Origin of the sequence: Stutzerimonas kunmingensis (assembly GCF_032106285.1) — a bacterium.
Taxonomy (GTDB): domain Bacteria; phylum Pseudomonadota; class Gammaproteobacteria; order Pseudomonadales; family Pseudomonadaceae; genus Stutzerimonas; species Stutzerimonas kunmingensis_B.
On the sequence record NZ_DAMCPO010000014.1, the window covers coordinates 105596 to 122726 of the forward strand.

Below are 17131 nucleotides of genomic sequence, written 5' to 3' on the forward strand. Positions count from 1 at the left end.
ATCCAAGCCCACATCCCGAGGTTTACCCCCCTGCCGGGCACCTACCATAATTCCGTTGCGATTTAGCTCAAGGAGAAGGGCATTGCCTGGTGCGTCCCTGACTGTTGAAGATTCGGTTCTGCTGGTGCAGCTTACCGACAGCCATCTGTTTGCCGAAGCGGACGGCAAGCTGCTGGGCATGAATACCTGTGACAGCCTGGAGCAGGTGGTCGAGCTCGCCATCGACGAGCAGCCGCGCATCGACCTGATCCTTGCCACCGGCGACCTGTCGCAGGATGGCTCGGTAGCGTCCTACCAGCGGTTCCGCCGGCTTGCCGAACGCATCGAAGCACCAGCGCGCTGGTGTCCGGGGAATCACGACGAGCTGGCAGCAATGCGTGAGGCCTGCCGTGGCAGTGCGCTGATGGAGCCGGTGCTGGAGATCGGCGGCTGGCGTGTGGTGATGCTCGATACGCTGGTGGCGGGCTCGGTGTTCGGCATGCTGCGCAACGATCAGCTGGAACTGCTCGAGCGTGCACTGAGTGAAGTGCCGGACCATCACCACCTGATCTGTCTGCACCATCATCCGGTGTCCATCGGCAGTCGCTGGATGGATACCATCGGGCTGCGCAATCCTGACGCCCTGTTCGAGGTGCTGGATCGTCACAGCAACGTGCGTGCATTGCTCTGGGGTCATATCCACCAGGAGTTCGATAGCTGGCGTAACGACGTACGCCTGCTGGCGTCGCCATCGACCGGCGTGCAGTTCGCCCCGCAGAGCGAAGACTTTCAGGTCGACAACGTCGCGCCGGGTTATCGCTGGCTGCGGCTATATGCCGATGGGCAGCTGGAAACCGGAGTTTCCCGGGTCAGCGGTATCGAGTTCGAGATCGACTACAGCGTCAAGGGCTACTAACGCGGCTCTGCGCGCAGTGACACGCGCTGGCGGTACTTGCCAGCAGATACCCCGAGCCCACCCATCATGCCGCCGGCCTGCTTGCAGACGGCGGCAGGTGCCTTGTAGCCTTGCGGTTTTCCTACGAACTGTATCCATGTCCAGCTATTCACCTTCGATTCTCTATATCCACGGTCTCAACAGCTCACCGGTCTCGCAGAAGGCCAGCCAGTTGTCCGCTGCGCTGGAGAAACTGGGCATGGCCGAACGCTTGCGGGTCCCCGCACTGCACCATCATCCGCGTCAGGCCATTGCCCAACTCGAAGCATGCCTGGCCGAGCTCGGCCGGCCGTTGCTGGTCGGCAGCTCGCTTGGCGGCTACTATGCGACGCACCTCGCCGAGCGCCATGGCCTCAAGGCATTGCTCATCAATCCGGCCGTGACACCGCACCGCCGGTTCGACGGTTATCTTGGGCCGCAGACCAATCTGTATAGCGGGGAAGTCTGGGACCTCACCGACGATCATGTAACCGCCTTGGCGGAACTGGAAACCGCGCCACCACAGGATGCCGAGCGCTATCAGGTCTGGCTGCAGACGGGCGACGAGACGCTGGATTACCGTGACGCCGCGCAGTTCTATCGTGGCTGTGCACTGCGCATTCAGGCCGGTGGCGACCATGGCTTTCAGGGATTTGCCGAGCGTCTGCCGGCGCTGCTGGCCTTTGCCGGCTTCGAGCCGCAGGCATGGCTTGATCGGCTCTGAATGGATGCTGATGCGCGGCGCAACGTTAGCGCGGCTGGTCGGCGGTCAGGGTGGTTTCGCGAACGCGGACCGGCCATTTCATTCCGGCGTTGCGCGAATTTCGCTGCCCGCAAGGGCTGATTCATTCAGAACATAAGGACAGTGCCAGACAGATGTCTTATACCGCAGAAGCCATCGAGGTTCTTTCCGGCCTCGACCCGGTGCGCAAGCGCCCGGGCATGTACACCGATACCTCGCGGCCCAACCACCTGGCCCAGGAAGTCATCGACAACAGCGTCGACGAAGCCCTCGCCGGCCATGCCCGCTCGGTTCAGGTGATCCTGCATCAAGACAATTCGCTGGAAGTGATCGACGACGGCCGTGGCATGCCGGTGGACATCCACCCGGAAGAGGGTGTGCCGGGCGTCGAGCTGATCCTCACCAAGCTTCACGCCGGCGGCAAGTTCTCCAACAAGAACTACCAGTTCTCCGGTGGTCTGCACGGGGTCGGCATCTCGGTGGTCAACGCCCTGTCGACGCGGGTCGAAGTGACCGTCAAGCGCGACGGCAGCGAGTACCGCATGAGCTTCGCCGATGGCTTCAAGGCCACTGACCTGGAAGTCATCGGCAGCGTCGGCAAGCGCAACACCGGTACCAGCGTGCGCTTCTGGGCCGATCCGAAATACTTCGATTCCCCCAAATTCTCCATCAGTCGCCTCAAGCATGTGCTCAAGGCGAAGGCCGTGCTCTGCCCGGGGCTGAGCGTCAGCTTCGAGGACAAGGGCAGCGGCGAGAAGATCGAGTGGCACTACGAGGACGGCCTGCGTTCGTACCTGGTCGACTCGGTCAGCGATTACCTGCGCCTGCCCGATGAGCCGTTTGTCGGCACCCTGGCGGGCAACACCGAGGCGGTGGACTGGGCGCTGCTGTGGCTGCCGGAAGGTGGCGAGAGTGTCCAGGAGAGCTACGTCAACCTGATTCCAACGGCCCAGGGCGGCACCCATGTCAACGGCTTGCGCCAGGGGCTGCTGGATGCCATGCGCGAGTTCTGCGAATTCCGCAACCTGCTGCCGCGCGGGTTGAAGCTGGCACCGGAAGACATCTGGGAGCGCATCGCCTTCGTCCTCTCGATGAAGATGCAGGAGCCGCAGTTCTCCGGGCAGACCAAGGAGCGCCTGTCGTCCCGCGAGGCCGCGGCATTCGTCTCCGGTGTGGTCAAGGATGCCTTCAGCCTCTGGCTCAATGCCCACCCGGAGCTGGGCATGCAACTGGCCGAGCTGGCGATCAGCAACGCCGGGCGTCGCCTCAAGGCCGGCAAGAAGGTCGAACGCAAGAAGATCACCCAGGGTCCGGCGCTGCCGGGCAAGCTGGCCGACTGCGCCGGGCAGGACCCGATGCGCGCCGAGCTGTTCCTGGTCGAGGGTGACTCGGCCGGCGGCTCGGCCAAGCAGGCGCGGGACAAGGAGTTCCAGGCGATCATGCCGCTGCGCGGCAAGATCCTGAACACCTGGGAAGTCGACGGCGGCGAAGTGCTGGCCAGTCAGGAAGTCCACGACATCGCCGTCGCCATCGGCGTCGATCCGGGCGCGGCCGATCTGGGCCAGCTGCGTTACGGCAAGATCTGCATCCTCGCCGACGCCGACTCAGACGGCCTGCACATCGCCACGTTGCTCTGCGCCCTGTTCGTTCAGCATTTCCGCCCTCTGGTCGAGGCCGGCCATGTCTATGTCGCCATGCCGCCGCTGTATCGCATCGACCTGGGCAAGGACATTTTCTACGCGCTGGACGAGGCCGAGCGGGACGGCATCCTCGAGCGTCTGGTTGCTGAAAAGCGCCGTGGAAAACCTCAGGTCACCCGATTCAAGGGCCTCGGTGAGATGAATCCGCCGCAACTGCGCGAGACCACCATGGCCCCCAACACGCGTCGACTGGTACAGCTGACCCTGGATGATTTCGAGGACACCCGCGAGATCATGGACATGCTGCTGGCCAAGAAGCGCGCCGGCGACCGCAAGAGCTGGCTCGAGTCCAAGGGCAATCTGGCCGAGGTGCTGGTTTGATCCGCCGTTGGCTGGCGTTGCTGAGTCTGGCTTCGGCACCGCTCTGGGCCAGCGAGCCGGCGCCCGAACTGAAATTGCTCGGCGAGCACCCGGTGGCCGGAATAGCCGGTGGCAACCTGTCCGGAATGGCCTGGTGCGGCGATGCCTTGTGGGCCGTTTCCGATCGCGAGGACGACGTTCTCTATCGTCTGGATACCAGCGTCTCGCCCTGGCAGGCGGAGCCCGAGCGTTTCGAGGCGGCCCCGCCACCGGACAGCGGCTTGCCCTGGGGCATGCGCATGCGCGCCTGGGTCAGTGGCCAGGTGCGGGGTGGTCAGCTGGATTTCGAAGGTCTGAGTTGTGACAGCCTGGGCAACCGCTACGTGGTCAGTGAGGCCCATGCCGGCGTGCTGCGGGTCAGCCCAGCGGGTACGGCAGAATGGCTGCGCCTGCCCGATACGCTGGTACGACAGGCGCGGGCCAGCGGCATGCTCTGGCACTTCAACGCGCTGTTCGAAGGGATCGCCGTCGATCCGAAGGCCGAGCGCATGTGGATTGCGGCCGAACGCGAGCGCCGCGGTCTTCTGGTGCTGCATCGTCAGCAGAGCAGCTGGCAGTGCACGGGCGGTTGCGTGCTGATGGCCGAGGGGGGGGGTCAGGTGCCGCCCGCTGCGCTGGGCGATGCGCCGCTGCCAAAGAGCTTCTCGGCGGTGGCGTTCTTCGCCGACAAGCTTTTCGTGCTCGAGCCCTCGGCCTACCGCGTCTGTCGTCGCAGTCCGGCCACCGGCGCGGTGGAGCGTTGCTGGTCATTCGCCGAGGAGGCCTTGACCGAGGATCGCCGCTACGCTGAGCCCTTTGGCAACGCCGAGGCGCTGTGGATCGATGCCGAAGGCGCGTGGGTCGGGGTCGACAACAACGGCAAGGCCCGTGGTGATGGCGAAAAGCGCCCGATCGTCTGGCGTTTTGCCGCGCCTGATGGCGGCTGGGGTGCGAAGCCGTGAGCCAGACCGCCGGGCGGCGTGCCGGGCGCGTGATGCTGGTGCTCGCCTGGGGCGTCGGACTGTTCCTGGCCACCCGCTTTTTCGCCGCTTGGGAGGAGGATCGGCTCAACCCCAATCGGCAGCCGGTTTCCCAGCTGCAGGGCGAGCAGATCGAAGTGCAGCTGGCCGGCAATGTGCAAGGCCATTTCGTTGCCAGTGGGCGGATAAATGGTGAGCCGGTCACTTTTCTGCTGGATACCGGTGCTACCGATGTCGCGGTGCCGGCCGAGCTGGCCGAACGGCTGGGACTGGAGCGCGGCGCGCCGGTGATGCTGCACACCGCCAACGGCCAGACCACCGGTTATCGCACCGTGCTGCCGAGCCTCGATCTGGGTGACATCCGCCTGCACGACGTGCGCGCTATCGTCGCCCCCGGCTTTCGCAGCGAACAGGTTCTGCTCGGTATGAGCGCACTGAAGCAGCTTGAATTCACCCAGCGCGCTGGCACCCTGGTGCTGCGCCAGCAACTACCTCAGGGGCAAGACCGATGAGGGCGCTCATACAGTCCACGGTGCCTGTCCTGGCTTCGTTGAATCTCGATGAAAGCCGCGGCTTCTACACGACCTATCTGGGTTTCCAGGTCGTGCTGCAGGCCACTGACTACCTGATCGTGGAGCGCGACGGTGCGCAGCTGCATTTCTGGCTTTGCACTGAGCGCCACGTTGCCGAGAACACCTCCTGCTACATACGTACCGGCGATTGCCAGGCGCTGTACCGGGAGTTCTGTCAGCGTGGCCTGGTCCTGGACGCGCCCGTTATGCAGCCCTGGGGCATGCAAGAACTTTATGTCATCGACGCCCACGGCAACTTGCTCAAGTTCGGCGAGCAACCAGCCGTGAGTCATCCATCCTTTGCTGAAGAAAATTGCTGATGAGCGAATCCCTCGACCTGAGCCTGGACGGCGTGGAGCGTCGCTCCCTCGCCGATTTCACCGAGCAGGCCTACCTCAACTACTCCATGTACGTGATCATGGATCGCGCACTGCCGCATATTGGCGACGGTTTGAAGCCGGTGCAGCGGCGCATCATCTATGCCATGAGCGAACTCGGTCTGGGCGCCGACGCCAAGCACAAGAAGTCCGCACGTACCGTCGGTGACGTGCTCGGCAAGTTTCATCCGCATGGCGACAGTGCCTGCTACGAAGCCATGGTGCTGATGGCGCAGCCGTTCAGCTATCGCTACACGCTGGTCGACGGTCAGGGCAACTGGGGTGCGCCGGACGATCCCAAGTCGTTCGCCGCCATGCGTTATACCGAGGCGCGGTTGTCGCGCTATTCCGAGGTGCTGCTCAGCGAGTTGGGTCAGGGCACGGTTGAGTGGGTGCCGAACTTCGATGGCACCCTCGACGAGCCGGCGACGCTACCGGCGCGCCTGCCCAACCTTTTGCTCAACGGCACCACCGGCATCGCCGTGGGCATGGCCACCGATGTGCCGCCGCACAACCTGCGTGAAGTGGCGAGCGCCTGCATACGTCTGCTCGACGAGCCGAGCGCCAGTGTCGAGCAGCTCTGCGAGCATGTTCTGGGGCCGGATTTCCCGACCGAGGCGGAGATCATCACGCCGCGTGCGGACCTGCTGAAGATCTATGAGACAGGTCGAGGTTCCGTTCGCATGCGGGCCGTCTACCGTGCCGAAGACGGCGACGTCGTGGTCACCGCGCTGCCGCACCAGGTGTCCGGCTCCAAGGTGCTCGAGCAGATCGCCGGGCAGATGCAGGCCAAGAAGCTGCCGATGGTCGCCGACCTGCGTGATGAGTCGGATCATGAGAACCCCTGTCGCATCGTCATCATCCCGCGCTCCAACCGGGTCGATGTCGAAGCGCTGATGCAGCACCTGTTCGCCACCACCGATCTGGAGTCCAGCTACCGGGTCAACACCAACGTGATCGGGCTCGATGGTCGCCCGCAGGTGAAGAACCTGCGCACCCTGCTCAGCGAGTGGCTGACCTATCGCATTGGTACGGTACGCCGTCGCCTGCAGTTCCGCCTGGACAAGGTCGAGAGGCGTCTGCACCTGTTGGAAGGCTTGCTGGTGGCTTTCCTCAATCTGGATGAAGTGATCCACATCATCCGTACCGAAGATCAGCCCAAACCGGTGCTGATGGCGCGCTTCGAGCTCTCCGAGCTGCAGGCCGACTACATCCTCGACACCCGCCTGCGTCAGCTGGCGCGGTTGGAAGAGATGAAGATCCGCGGCGAGCAGGACGAGCTGGCCAAGGAGCGCGAGAAGCTGCTGGCGCTGCTGGGTAGTGAAACCAAGCTGAAGAAACTGGTGCGCAAGGAGCTGGTCGAGGACGCGGAAACCTACGGCGACGATCGCCGCTCGCCGATCGTCGAGCGTGCCGAGGCGCGGGCGCTGTCGGAAAACGAGCTGCTGCCGTCCGAGCCGGTGACCGTGGTGATCTCCGATAAAGGCTGGGCGCGCTGCGCCAAGGGCCATGATGTCGATGCCAGCGGGCTGTCCTACAAGGCCGGAGATGGCTTCAAGGCAGCTGCGGCCGGGCGCTCGAACCAATATGCGGTGTTCATCGACTCCACTGGGCGCAGCTATTCGCTGGCGGCCCACTCGCTGCCTTCGGCGCGAGGCCAGGGCGAGCCGCTCACCGGCCGGCTGACGCCACCGCCGGGCGCGAGTTTCGAATGCGTGATGCTGCCCGATGATGAGGCGCTCTACGTGATCGCCTCGGACGCCGGCTACGGTTTCGTGGTCAAGGGCGAAGACCTGCAGGCCAAGAACAAGGCGGGCAAGGCGCTGCTCTCGCTGCCGAAAGGCGCCAAGGTCGTCGCGCCGCGGCCGCTGGCCAGTCGCGAGGAGGATTGGCTGGCTGCAGTGACGACCGAGGGCCGTCTACTGGTGTTCCCGGTGCGGGATTTGCCGCAGCTGGGCAAGGGCAAGGGCAACAAGATCATCGGCATCCCCGGCGAGCGGGTCGCGAGCCGCGAGGAGTATCTGGTCGATCTCGCCGTGTTGCCGACCGGTGCGACACTGGTGTTGCAGGCAGGCAAGCGCACGCTGTCGCTCAAGGCCGAGGATCTGGAGCACTACAAAGGCGAGCGTGGCAGGCGCGGCAACAAGCTGCCACGAGGCTTCCAGCGCGTCGAAGGCTTGCTGGTCGAAGCATGACCAAACGTATTGGCGCTGGAATCGAAGGCCGCTTTCACGGAAGATAGCGGCCTTTCCAATCTGCGGCATGTTGCCCGGTGCTTTCTTTCGCGTCGGCGGAGTCGATTGTCCGACGAGACATATGCACGAGGCATTGGCGATCTGATGATCGCGAGCGGCCTGAACTCTGGTGTTATGACGGTAATGAAGAATTTGCTGCGTGTTCCGACTGTTTTGTTGCTGGCCAGCATGGGGCTGACAGGCTGCATCGGCCTGCAGCCTGCGCCAATGTACCGACTGGACAGCGGTACGACTGAAGTGCCTGAGCGAACCGATGGCGCCGCCGTGCTGCTGGCACCGGTGACGCTTGCCGATTATCTGCAGCGTGACGCCCTGCTTCAGCGTCTGGCTGACGGCAGCCTGGCCGTCGACGGTCAGCGCGCCCACTGGGCGGGCAGCCTGAAGGCCGACGTCGAGCAGGTGTTGCTGCGTCAGCTGGCCTGGCGTCTGGATACGCAGAGCCTGGTGCTTGGCCCGGCCGACGAAGGCTTTACTCCGGAAGTGCAGATCGAGTTGTCCATCACGCGCCTTGATTCCGGCCCCGAATTCCCGGCGGTACTCGAGGCGCAATGGCATCTGCGCGACAAGGCGGGCAAGCACCTGGGCAGTCGACTGGTGCGCCTGCAGGAGGAGCACCAGGGCAGCGCGAGCGACCAGGTGCGGGCGCAGAGCGTTCTGCTGCAGCGCCTGAGCGAGATGGTCGCCGATGCGGTCGAACCTACCCTGGTAGCCAAGACCGCACCCAAGGTTGCGCCTGCCAAGCCACAGGTAAGCAAGTCTGCCGAGGCGCCGGCACCGCGCATCCCGGCCGCGGAACCCATTCGTACGGATATGGAAGTGTTCCGCTTCTGACTCTGTCGCGGCTGCTGTTGCAGCCAGCGCATTGAAAAGCCCGGCCAGCGATCTGGTCGGGCTTTTTCGTTTTCTCGGGCTGGTTGCGACTGCGGGCTCGACCAAAGGTCAAAGGTCAACGGTCGTTCGATAGCGACCGTATGGCTTGCGTCAGTGGGTGCGGCTGCGTAGTTCGTGCATGCGCGTCAGCTGGCGTTCCAGCAGCGAGGGGTATGGGTCCAGCAGGCGCTCGACGCAGCAGGCGCCTTCCGGGCTGGCAATCGGGCGGATACGCGCGCGCTGCTGAATCAGCCGGTCCTCGCTGATGCTGGCCTCTACCAGCAGCAGGTTGCGGCTGTGCAGCGACATATCCAGCGCAGCCTGCGCCGGCTGGCTGAGCAGCAGGTCGCCCTGGCTCAGGTCGAACAGGCCATCGCCCTGGGTCAGGGCGAGCTGAAGTTGCAGCGTGATGCCGCTGTCGGCGACGTCGATCTGCAAGGCATGGCCCAGCGCACGCATCAGTTCGCCGCAGCAGATCGCGTGGGTGAGGTAGTTCTGCTCATCGTCCTGGCTATGAAACAACATCAGGCTGCTGCCATCGTTGAGCGTGTGCAGCTCGGCCTGGTATAGCGTCGCGGCTTGTTGCAGGCAGTCTCGATAGCGTTGCAGCAGTTCGGTCAGGCGCGGCCGCGGCAAGCGTCGCAATTGTTCCTGCCCGCCGAGCTGGATGGCCAGCACGGCGCTGCGGGTAGGTTGCGGCGGGGTAGGAGGTTGTACGCTCGGGGTACCCAGTGACGGGAGCTCGAACGGCACGTCGTCGTCCAGCTGCTGCACGTCGTCATCAGCGTTCGCGGAAAAGCCGCGTGGGCGCTGTGGCTCGTCGTCCAGCTCGATATCGAAGCGCTCCGGTTGCGCTGCGGGGGATCGTGAGTCAATGCTGTGGTCGTCACTGTTGTCGAAATAGTCGTCGTCCAGCGCATCGCTCAGGTCAAGCTCCGCCTCAGGCCTCTCCGGCACCAGGCGTGACTGCAGTTGGCGCGCAAGGTCGCCAATCTCGTCCTGCCGTCCGGCACCCGGGGCGGGGTCGTCCGGGTCGCGCAGCCACAGGCGCAGCTGCATCAAGGGTGTCGCCAATTGCCGGCCCAGGCGCAGGCTCAGCATCAGCGTCAACGCCAGCAGGATCAGGCTGAGCAGTCCCATGCTCTGCAGGCTGATGGTCATCGGCTGCTGAAACTGCTGCATGTCCAGGCTCACGCGCAGATGCCCGGCAATCACTTCCTGAAAGCTGATTGGTGTCGAGTAAAGCCCGTTATCGTCCCCGAGCAGGCCCTGCTGAGGCCGGGTTCCGGACTCGGCGAGCACGCGATTGTCCACGCTGTAGATCGCTGCGTGAGCGACCAGCGGATTCTTCACCAGATTGCTCAGCAGCACGTTGAGGCTGAGGATGTCGTTGGCCACCAGCAGATCGGTGGCCGAGGCGGCCGTCTGGGTGACCAGGCTCTGGCCGAGGGCATCGGCCTGCTGCTCCATGGCATGCTTGAACTGCATGCCGATCACCCACGCGTAGATGATCAGCGCCAGCGCCACCAGCAGCAGCGTATGGCTGGCAATACGCAACACCAGCGGCACGCGATGCTGGCGTACTGCGCGATAGAGCATGAGGAAGAAGTTGTCTGGCTTTACAGATGCGGGCCGGTTCACAGAGCGCGGCTCTTCTCGTCGGGAAATTGCCGAGCAGTATACGGAAAGCACGGGGGGCGCTGAAGGTCTGCGACGGTAAGCTGACGAATTGCGTCCAGGGCCATCGTGATGGCGCGCGATGAACCTGCCGCGGGGCCTGTCCAGCGCGCTGGTCAGCTGATGTAGAATGCCCGCCTTCGTTGCCTGCCATGGGAGCTGCGCCTTGCGCGAAATCGTCCTGATCAATATCACCGGTGAAGATCGACCGGGCCTCACCGCGGCCATCACCGGCGTGCTCACCCAGGGTGGCGTGAACATTCTCGACATCGGCCAGGCGGTGATCCATGACACGCTGTCGTTCGGCATCCTGATCGAGATTCCGGATAACGAGCGCGCCTCGTCGGTACTCAAGGACGTCCTGTTCATGGGCTACAAGCATGACCAGCAGGTGCGCTTCACCCCGGTGGCCGAGGCCGACTACCAGCACTGGGTGGCCGGGCAGGGCAAGTCCCGGCACATCGTCACCCTGCTGACGCGCAAGGTCACCGCCGAGCAATTGCAGCGGGTCAGCTCGATCACGGCGAAGTACGGGCTCAACATCGACCATATCGACCGCCTGTCCGGACGCATGCCGCTGGACATGCCTGAAGAACTGGGCAAGGGCTGCATCGAGTTTTCGGTGCGCGGCGAGCCGGCCGATACTGCGGCGCTGCGCGCCGAGTTTCTCAGCGTGGCGCAGGAGCTCAATGTCGATATCGCCTTCCAGCGCGATTCGGTCTACCGGCGCAACCGCCGGCTGGCTGTGTTCGACATGGACTCGACGCTGATCGAGGCCGAGGTCATCGACGAGCTGGCCAAGGCCGCCGGTGTTGGCGAGCAGGTGTCGGAGATCACCGAGCGGGCGATGTGCGGCGAGCTGGATTTCCGCGCCAGCTTCAAGGAGCGCCTGGCGCTGCTGGAAGGCTTGTCGGAAGAGGTGCTGGCGGACATCGGTGCCAGCCTGCGCTTGACCGAGGGCGCCGAAGTGCTGTTCGCCGAACTCAAGCGCCTGGGCTACAAGACAGCGATCCTGTCCGGCGGCTTCAGCTATTTCGCCAAGCAGCTGCAGGCCAAGCTCGGCATCGACTACGTGTTCGCCAATGAATTGCAGATCGAGAACGGCAAGGTGACCGGCGTGGCGGTCGAGCCGATCGTCGATGCCCAGCGCAAGGCCGATCTGCTGCGCCAGCTGGCCGAGCAGGAAGGGCTGTGTCTGGAGCAGACCATCGCCGTGGGTGATGGCGCCAACGACCTGCCGATGCTTGGTCTGGCCGGCCTGGGCGTTGCCTTCCGCGCCAAACCGCTGGTCAAGCAGTCGGCCAAGCAGGCGATTTCAACCCTGGGTCTGGACGGGATTCTCTACCTGCTGGGTTTCCGCGATCGCGACGGCACGGAATAAAGCGCGGCTGCAGGCTCAAACAACCCAAAGCCCCGGATCAATCGATCCGGGGTCTAGTTTTGTCACTCATGCCTTGCAGTGTCTTCAGGGTTTGATCGCCACTTTCAGCACGCCATCGCGCTGATTGGCAAACAGGTCGTAGGCGTCGGTGATGTCGTCCAGCGCATATTGATGGGTGACCAGCGGGCCGAGATCGACCCGGCCCGAGGCGACCACATTGAGCAGTCGGCGCATGCGCTCCTTGCCGCCCGGGCAGAGCGAGGTGACGATCTTGTTGTCGCCAAGCCCCGCATGGAAAGCGCCGAGCGGAATGGTCAGGTCACTGGAATAGACGCCCAGGCTGGACAGCGTTCCGCCCGGCTTGAGTACTCGCAATGCGCTCTCGAACGTCGATTGCAGGCCCAGCGCCTCGATGGAGGCGTCGACGCCGCGGCCGCCGGTTAGCTTGAGAACCTCTTCCACCACATCGACATTGCGGAAGTTGAGCGTCACGTCCGCTCCCATCTTCCGGGCGATATCCAGCCGCGCATCCACACCGTCCACGGCGATGATGGTGCCCGCGCCGCGGAGCCTGGCGCCAGCGGTGGCACAGAGGCCGATGGGCCCCTGGGCGAAGATCACCACGATGTCGCCGATCTTGATATTGGCCGCCTCGGCGCCGGCGAATCCGGTGGACATGATGTCCGGGCACATCAGCACCTGTTCGTCGGTCAGGCCGTCCGGTACGGGCGCCAGGTTGGCCATGGCGTCGGGTACCAGTACGTACTCGGCCTGGGTGCCGTCGATGCTGTTGCCGAAACGCCAGCCGCCCATGGGCTTGTAACCATGGCAGGAGCAGCCGCCGTCCTGCGAGGGGAGGCCGTCCTGACAGGCGTAGGAGGTGAAGCTCGGGCAGATGGCCCCGGCGATGACGCGCTGACCTTCCTGGTAGCCCTTGACGTTGTTGCCCAGCTTTTCGATGACGCCTACCGGCTCGTGGCCGATAGTCAGGCCGGGCGCGACCGGATACTCACCCTTGAGAATGTGCACGTCGGTGCCGCAGATCGTGGTTGTGGTGATGCGTAGCAGGGCATCGTTGGGGCCGATCTCGGGGATGGGCTTGTCCTGCAGTTCGATGCGGCCAGGTTCGACGAACACGGCAGCTTTCATCATGACCATGGTGCGGCTCCTCTTCGAGTTGAAGGCGTCCGTACACTCTAGCACAGCGCTGCGGCTGGCCAGTGATCGTAGTCAAGCTGAGGTGGATTGTCTGGTGGCGTTGGGGCTGGCCGGAGGCTGCCAGCCCGGCGGCGCATCACTCCTCGTCGGAGGCGAAGTCGTAGTCCATCGACTGGCTCGGGCCCTGCAGATAATGGCCCTGGATGTAGCTGACGCCGGCTTGCCACAGCGTAGCGAGTACGGTCGCGCTTTCGACGAACGGCACGATGCTCTGCTTCTGCTGCTCATGCAGTTCGGCGAGCAGGGCCTTGAGCGCTTCCTGGTTTTCCTGGCGGGTCAGATCCTGGGTGTAGGAGCCATCGACCTTGATGAACTCGGCATCCAGATGCTTGAGCGTATTGAATGGGTTGAGCACGCAGCCGAACTGGGCGAGCGCGGTGCGGCATCCGAGGCCGTTGAGTCCCTGGGCCAGCGCCTTGGCTGGTTTGAGATAGGCCACGGCATCGGCTTCACCGAACTCGAAGGCCAGCGAATCGCCTGGCAGACGCGAAGCCTTGAGCACGACGCCGAGCCAGGGCAGCAGGCTGGGGTCCTGGATACTGGCGGCGGACAGGTGCAGGAACAGTCGCGTGCGATGGCCCTTGGCGCGGTGCTCGGCGAGCAGTTTGATGGAGTTGAGAATGACCCAGCGGTCGATCTTGGCAGCCAGGCCGGCGTCGGCCGCGGTACTGAGGAACTCGTTCGGCGGGACTTCCACGCCCTGCGGATCGAGTAGCCGCAGCAGCACTTCGTAGTGCTCGAAGCTGTCGCCGCGCAGGCTGATGATCGGCTGGAACAGCAGGCGGAAGCTGTTGCTTTCCAGCGCCTGCTTGAGCATCGCGACGATGTCGCCGCGGTTGGCTGCTGCCGCCAGTTCGTCGGCCGGATTGTAGAGCTTCAGCGCATTGCCGTCGCTCAGGTCATCGGCACAGCGGTGCGCGCGCTCGATCGCGTCTTGAGCCTTGGCGGTCTTCTCGTCGAGGCCGGCAACGCCGATGCTGAGGGTGGTTTGCACCGTGCGACCGCCGACATCGAGCAGTTGGCCTTCGACCTTGGTCAGCAGCTTGCGCAGCTCCGGTTCGGCCTGCTGCGGAATGACGCCGGGTTGCAGGACCGCAAAGACGTCATCGGCGAAGCGAGCCAGCTGGGCTTCGCCGGGGAAGTGACCCCGCAACAGGGTGGCGAGCTGGTTGAGCAGCTGGTCGGAGTCGGTCAGGCCGATGTCTGCCTGCAGCGCGGCGAAGCGATCAACGCGGATGTAGGCGAGGCTGGCGGGCTGACCGGCATTGATCGCGCGCTCTACCGCGGCGTCAATCACTTCGAGGAAGCTGTTGCGGTTGAGCAGGCCGGTTACCGGGTCCTGGCTGCTGATCTCGCGCAGCTTCTGCAGTTCGGCACTGTCGTTCTCGGCGCGGATCACCACCTGAATGCAGGGCTCGCCGTCATAGGCCGCCGGCGAGAAGTGCATGCGTGTCTTGAGCGTGTCGCCATCGGCGCGCACGCCGCCACAGGCCAGTTCGGCGCTGCCTTCCATGCTCTGGTAGTTCTTCAGGAAGGTCTTGAAACGGCTCTGGTCGGTGCCGCTGATCAGATCGATCATCGGCATGCCTTCCAGATCCTCCACGTCGTCGTAGCCGAACAGTTCGAGGTAGGCGCGGTTGGCGTAGATGTGCATGCCGTCGTGCACGTAGGCAATGGCGTCCACCGAACTGTCGAGCAAGAGCTGGCAGCGCTTTTCCGCTTCACGCAGGGCCACTTCGGCTGAACGGCGCGCGCGGCGCTCTTCGAGATTGGCCAGTTCGCGATTGGCCACTAGCAGCAGCCACTCGTCCTCGCCCTGCGGCAGGGCATCCTGGGCGCCGAGCATCAGCGCTTCGGTGATCGCTTCGGCGTCGTTGCCTGCGGTTAGCTGGAGGATTGGGATGTCCTTGGCCTGCCGGCGAATGGCGCTGATTGCCTCGCTGGGGTCGAGATTCTCGCTCTGCGGTGCGTTGATCAGCAGATCCCAGGTCTGTTTCAGGGCTTCGGCCAGATCGTCGCTGGAGGTGAGCCGATGCACCCGGGTCGCCTGTCCGGCATTGCGGAAGAGGCTGACCAGGCGCTCGGCCTCGTTCTGCGAGTCTTCGAGAATCAGCAGGCGGATGGTTTTCTTTTGCAGGGCCATGGCAACAGCTTAAGTGCGCGCCAAAGCGGCGCGGGCAGGCAGGAATGCGAGAGTCGGCAATCTACAGCGACTTCCAGAGTGAGTCAAAATCTTCATCCCCGCCCGCAGTGTGGGTTTTCCAGCCTGTGACAGGCGTCTCTCGCTCCGGTGCGACCTGTCCCAGGGAGCGGTATTCGAACTGATTGTAGTTGCCGGTAGCCGCACGGCGTTGGTTCAGCACGGCGCGCTCTTCCTCGCCGTTACGGTTGATCTGAACCTTGTGCCCCTCCTGGAAAGGCAGGCGTGGCGCGATCAGCGTTGCCGGCTGGGAGATCGCGGCGATCTCCGGCAACAGCAGGGCGCGCAGGTACTCACTGCCCTGGTCGACCTTGCGCAGCAGGCGCAGGCCACAGGGCTTGGCCTGCGGTGCGATCAGTTCGATGCCCAGCTGCGTGCTGCCGCCGCGTACCTGGCGAATCCAGCGCACCACGGCGATGCTCCAGGTTTGCCCGGTGTCTTCGCGCAGTCCCAACAGCTCGCCGGTCTGCAGCAGGCTGGGCACCTCGCCTTCCCAGGCCAGGCAGTAACCGCCGGGGCTATGGTCCACCAGCTGGACCTGATAGATCGGATGATCTTCGTTGCTGGTGGACTTACCTTTCGTCGATGCAGACGCGGCTGCTCTGGTCGCTGGCGCTGCGCGTGAAACATCGGGTCTGACGAACTCGATGTGGTCGCTGTCCGGCAGGCGTTCGATGCTGGTGCTCTGTGCATCGAATGCGTTGGCCCAGACATCCGCGGCGCCGTTGTGCAGCTTGAACACGGCTCGATTCGAGGTGCCGGGCAGTTCGAGCACTTCGTTGAAGGCGCGCTGACCGGCGAGCCGATAGTGCAGCGCGGTCATGCCGATGCACAGCGCCAGCGTGCCCTTTGCCGGCGTGCGCTGGAAGGTTCGTTCGGAGATGGCGCCCCAGGCCGAGTTCAGGTGGCGCAGCAGATCGTCGTCCAGTCCTGCGGCGGCTGGCAGACGGCTCAGCCGGCGGTTGTCGGGCGCCAGGCGCAGGTGCTCATCGATCATGCCGACCAGCATCCGGGTATCGATGCCGAGCAGGTTCTGCTGATTTCTGTCGGGAAACAGCGAACGGTAGCGCGGCGGTCCGTCCACCAGCGGAGACAGGAGGAAAAGGCTGCTGGCGGCGCTGGCTGCCTGGATCTGCGCCATGGCGCCCCAGGCCTCCAGTGCTGCGGCCAGCTTGACGATGCTCTGCTGACGCAACTGATTGCAGCGCGCGCAACCGAGCAGCAGCGCTGCGAGGTAGCTCTGCTCAGCGGTGAGATCCTTGGAGTATCGCGCCAGCGGATCGCGCAGCAGCAGGCGCTCGGTGCCATGCTCGACTGCCAGCTGATAGAGCTGGTGCAGCTCGAGCCACAACCCGGCAGCAGCCGGGCTGTAGAGCTGGGTGGAGCGGATCAGCAACGCGCCGAGGCTGTGAATGGCACGTTGCAGCGCGATCGACAACAGTTGGTGACGATCGCGCTCGGGTTGGGAGGCCACACGCACCACGATCAGCTTGTAGCCAACCGCGAGGTGATTCTGCAGCGCCTGGCAGAGACCGGCGACTTTGCGTGGTCGCTCGCTGAGCACGATGGGCTGGTTGACGAAGTGCTTTTCCAGCTGGTTGCAGACGAAATGCACGTCCGGCCGCAGCAGTTCCAGCATCTGCAGGCGGGTTTCCGTGGCGATGCGCAGTTGGTTGAGTTCGATCAGCGCCTGGTAAAGCTGGCGCGCGGTTTCGCCTATGTTGGCTTTCGGCAAGCCGGCGAGCCAGCCGGTTACACCGCGCACGCTGGCGTCGCAGAAGGACAGGGTCTGCCGGGTGGGCGCTGGTACGCGCAACAGCAGATGATGGCTCTGTCTATCCAAACGGTTGGCTCCGCGGTGGTCAGGGCATAATTAATGAGAACTCTATCAATATCTGCCGCAGCGG

Annotated in this window: 13 protein-coding genes; 9 read left to right on the top strand and 4 right to left on the bottom strand. The window is 64.2% G+C overall.

Translation table 11 applies throughout. The features are described from left to right. Nucleotides 1–82: 82 nt before the first annotated feature. The 8 genes from cpdA to RT582_RS13060 all read left to right on the top strand — a co-directional run bounded on the left by cpdA (nt 83) and on the right by RT582_RS13060 (nt 8709). Nucleotides 83–895 carry a 3',5'-cyclic-AMP phosphodiesterase gene (cpdA, locus tag RT582_RS13025; protein ID WP_313477695.1) on the top strand — a complete coding sequence of 271 codons (813 nt, stop codon included), beginning with the start codon at nt 83–85 and terminating at the stop codon, nt 893–895. 136 nt (nt 896–1031) lie between these two features. After that, on the top strand, nt 1032–1637 hold the full coding sequence (locus RT582_RS13030) for a YqiA/YcfP family alpha/beta fold hydrolase (RefSeq protein ID WP_041015874.1): 606 nt from the start codon (nt 1032–1034) through the stop codon (nt 1635–1637). Nucleotides 1638–1789: 152 nt separating this feature from the next. After that, a complete protein-coding gene (parE, locus tag RT582_RS13035; protein ID WP_313477697.1) occupies nt 1790–3676 on the top strand; it encodes a DNA topoisomerase IV subunit B in 1887 nt (628 codons plus the stop codon). Next, complete coding sequence (locus RT582_RS13040) at nt 3673–4656, top strand: esterase-like activity of phytase family protein (protein WP_313477699.1); 984 nt, start codon at nt 3673–3675, stop codon at nt 4654–4656. Before parE ends, RT582_RS13040 begins: the two co-directional genes overlap by 4 nt. After that, nucleotides 4653–5186, top strand: a complete 534-nt coding sequence (locus tag RT582_RS13045; RefSeq protein ID WP_313477702.1) for a retropepsin-like aspartic protease family protein — start codon at nt 4653–4655, stop codon at nt 5184–5186. The genes RT582_RS13040 and RT582_RS13045 overlap by 4 nt, the downstream gene beginning before the upstream one ends. Beyond that, nucleotides 5183–5566 (top strand): bleomycin resistance protein, encoded by a 384-nt coding sequence (locus RT582_RS13050; RefSeq protein ID WP_031297512.1) that lies wholly within the window; start codon nt 5183–5185, stop codon nt 5564–5566. Before RT582_RS13045 ends, RT582_RS13050 begins: the two co-directional genes overlap by 4 nt. Beyond that, on the top strand, nt 5566–7818 hold the full coding sequence (parC, locus tag RT582_RS13055) for a DNA topoisomerase IV subunit A (RefSeq protein ID WP_313477705.1): 2253 nt from the start codon (nt 5566–5568) through the stop codon (nt 7816–7818). The genes RT582_RS13050 and parC overlap by 1 nt, the downstream gene beginning before the upstream one ends. Nucleotides 7819–8001: 183 nt before the next feature. After that, entirely contained in the window at nt 8002–8709 is a 708-nt protein-coding gene (locus tag RT582_RS13060) for a PqiC family protein (protein WP_313477708.1), read from the top strand. 150 nt (nt 8710–8859) lie between these two features. Here RT582_RS13060 and RT582_RS13065 read toward each other — a convergent pair whose 3' ends face one another. Then, nucleotides 8860–10389, bottom strand: a complete 1530-nt coding sequence (locus tag RT582_RS13065; protein WP_313477711.1) for an AhpA/YtjB family protein — start codon at nt 10387–10389, stop codon at nt 8860–8862. Between the two features lie 202 nt (nt 10390–10591). On the opposite strand from RT582_RS13065, the gene serB reads away from it, so the two are divergent. After that, nucleotides 10592–11806 (top strand): phosphoserine phosphatase SerB, encoded by a 1215-nt coding sequence (serB, locus tag RT582_RS13070; RefSeq protein ID WP_313477714.1) that lies wholly within the window; start codon nt 10592–10594, stop codon nt 11804–11806. An 84-nt stretch (nt 11807–11890) separates the two neighbouring features. On the opposite strand, the gene RT582_RS13075 is transcribed toward serB, so the two are convergent. From RT582_RS13075 to RT582_RS13085, 3 genes are all read right to left on the bottom strand, one after another. Beyond that, on the bottom strand, nt 11891–12964 hold the full coding sequence (locus RT582_RS13075; RefSeq protein ID WP_044316001.1) for an NAD(P)-dependent alcohol dehydrogenase: 1074 nt from the start codon (nt 12962–12964) through the stop codon (nt 11891–11893). 136 nt (nt 12965–13100) lie between these two features. After that, nucleotides 13101–15167: a GGDEF/EAL domain-containing response regulator gene (locus tag RT582_RS13080; protein ID WP_313477722.1), complete on the bottom strand. Its 2067-nt coding sequence runs from the start codon at nt 15165–15167 to the stop codon at nt 13101–13103. Nucleotides 15168–15228: 61 nt separating this feature from the next. Next, nucleotides 15229–17067, bottom strand: a complete 1839-nt coding sequence (locus RT582_RS13085) for a molecular chaperone (RefSeq protein ID WP_313477726.1) — start codon at nt 17065–17067, stop codon at nt 15229–15231. Nucleotides 17068–17131 lie beyond the last annotated feature (64 nt).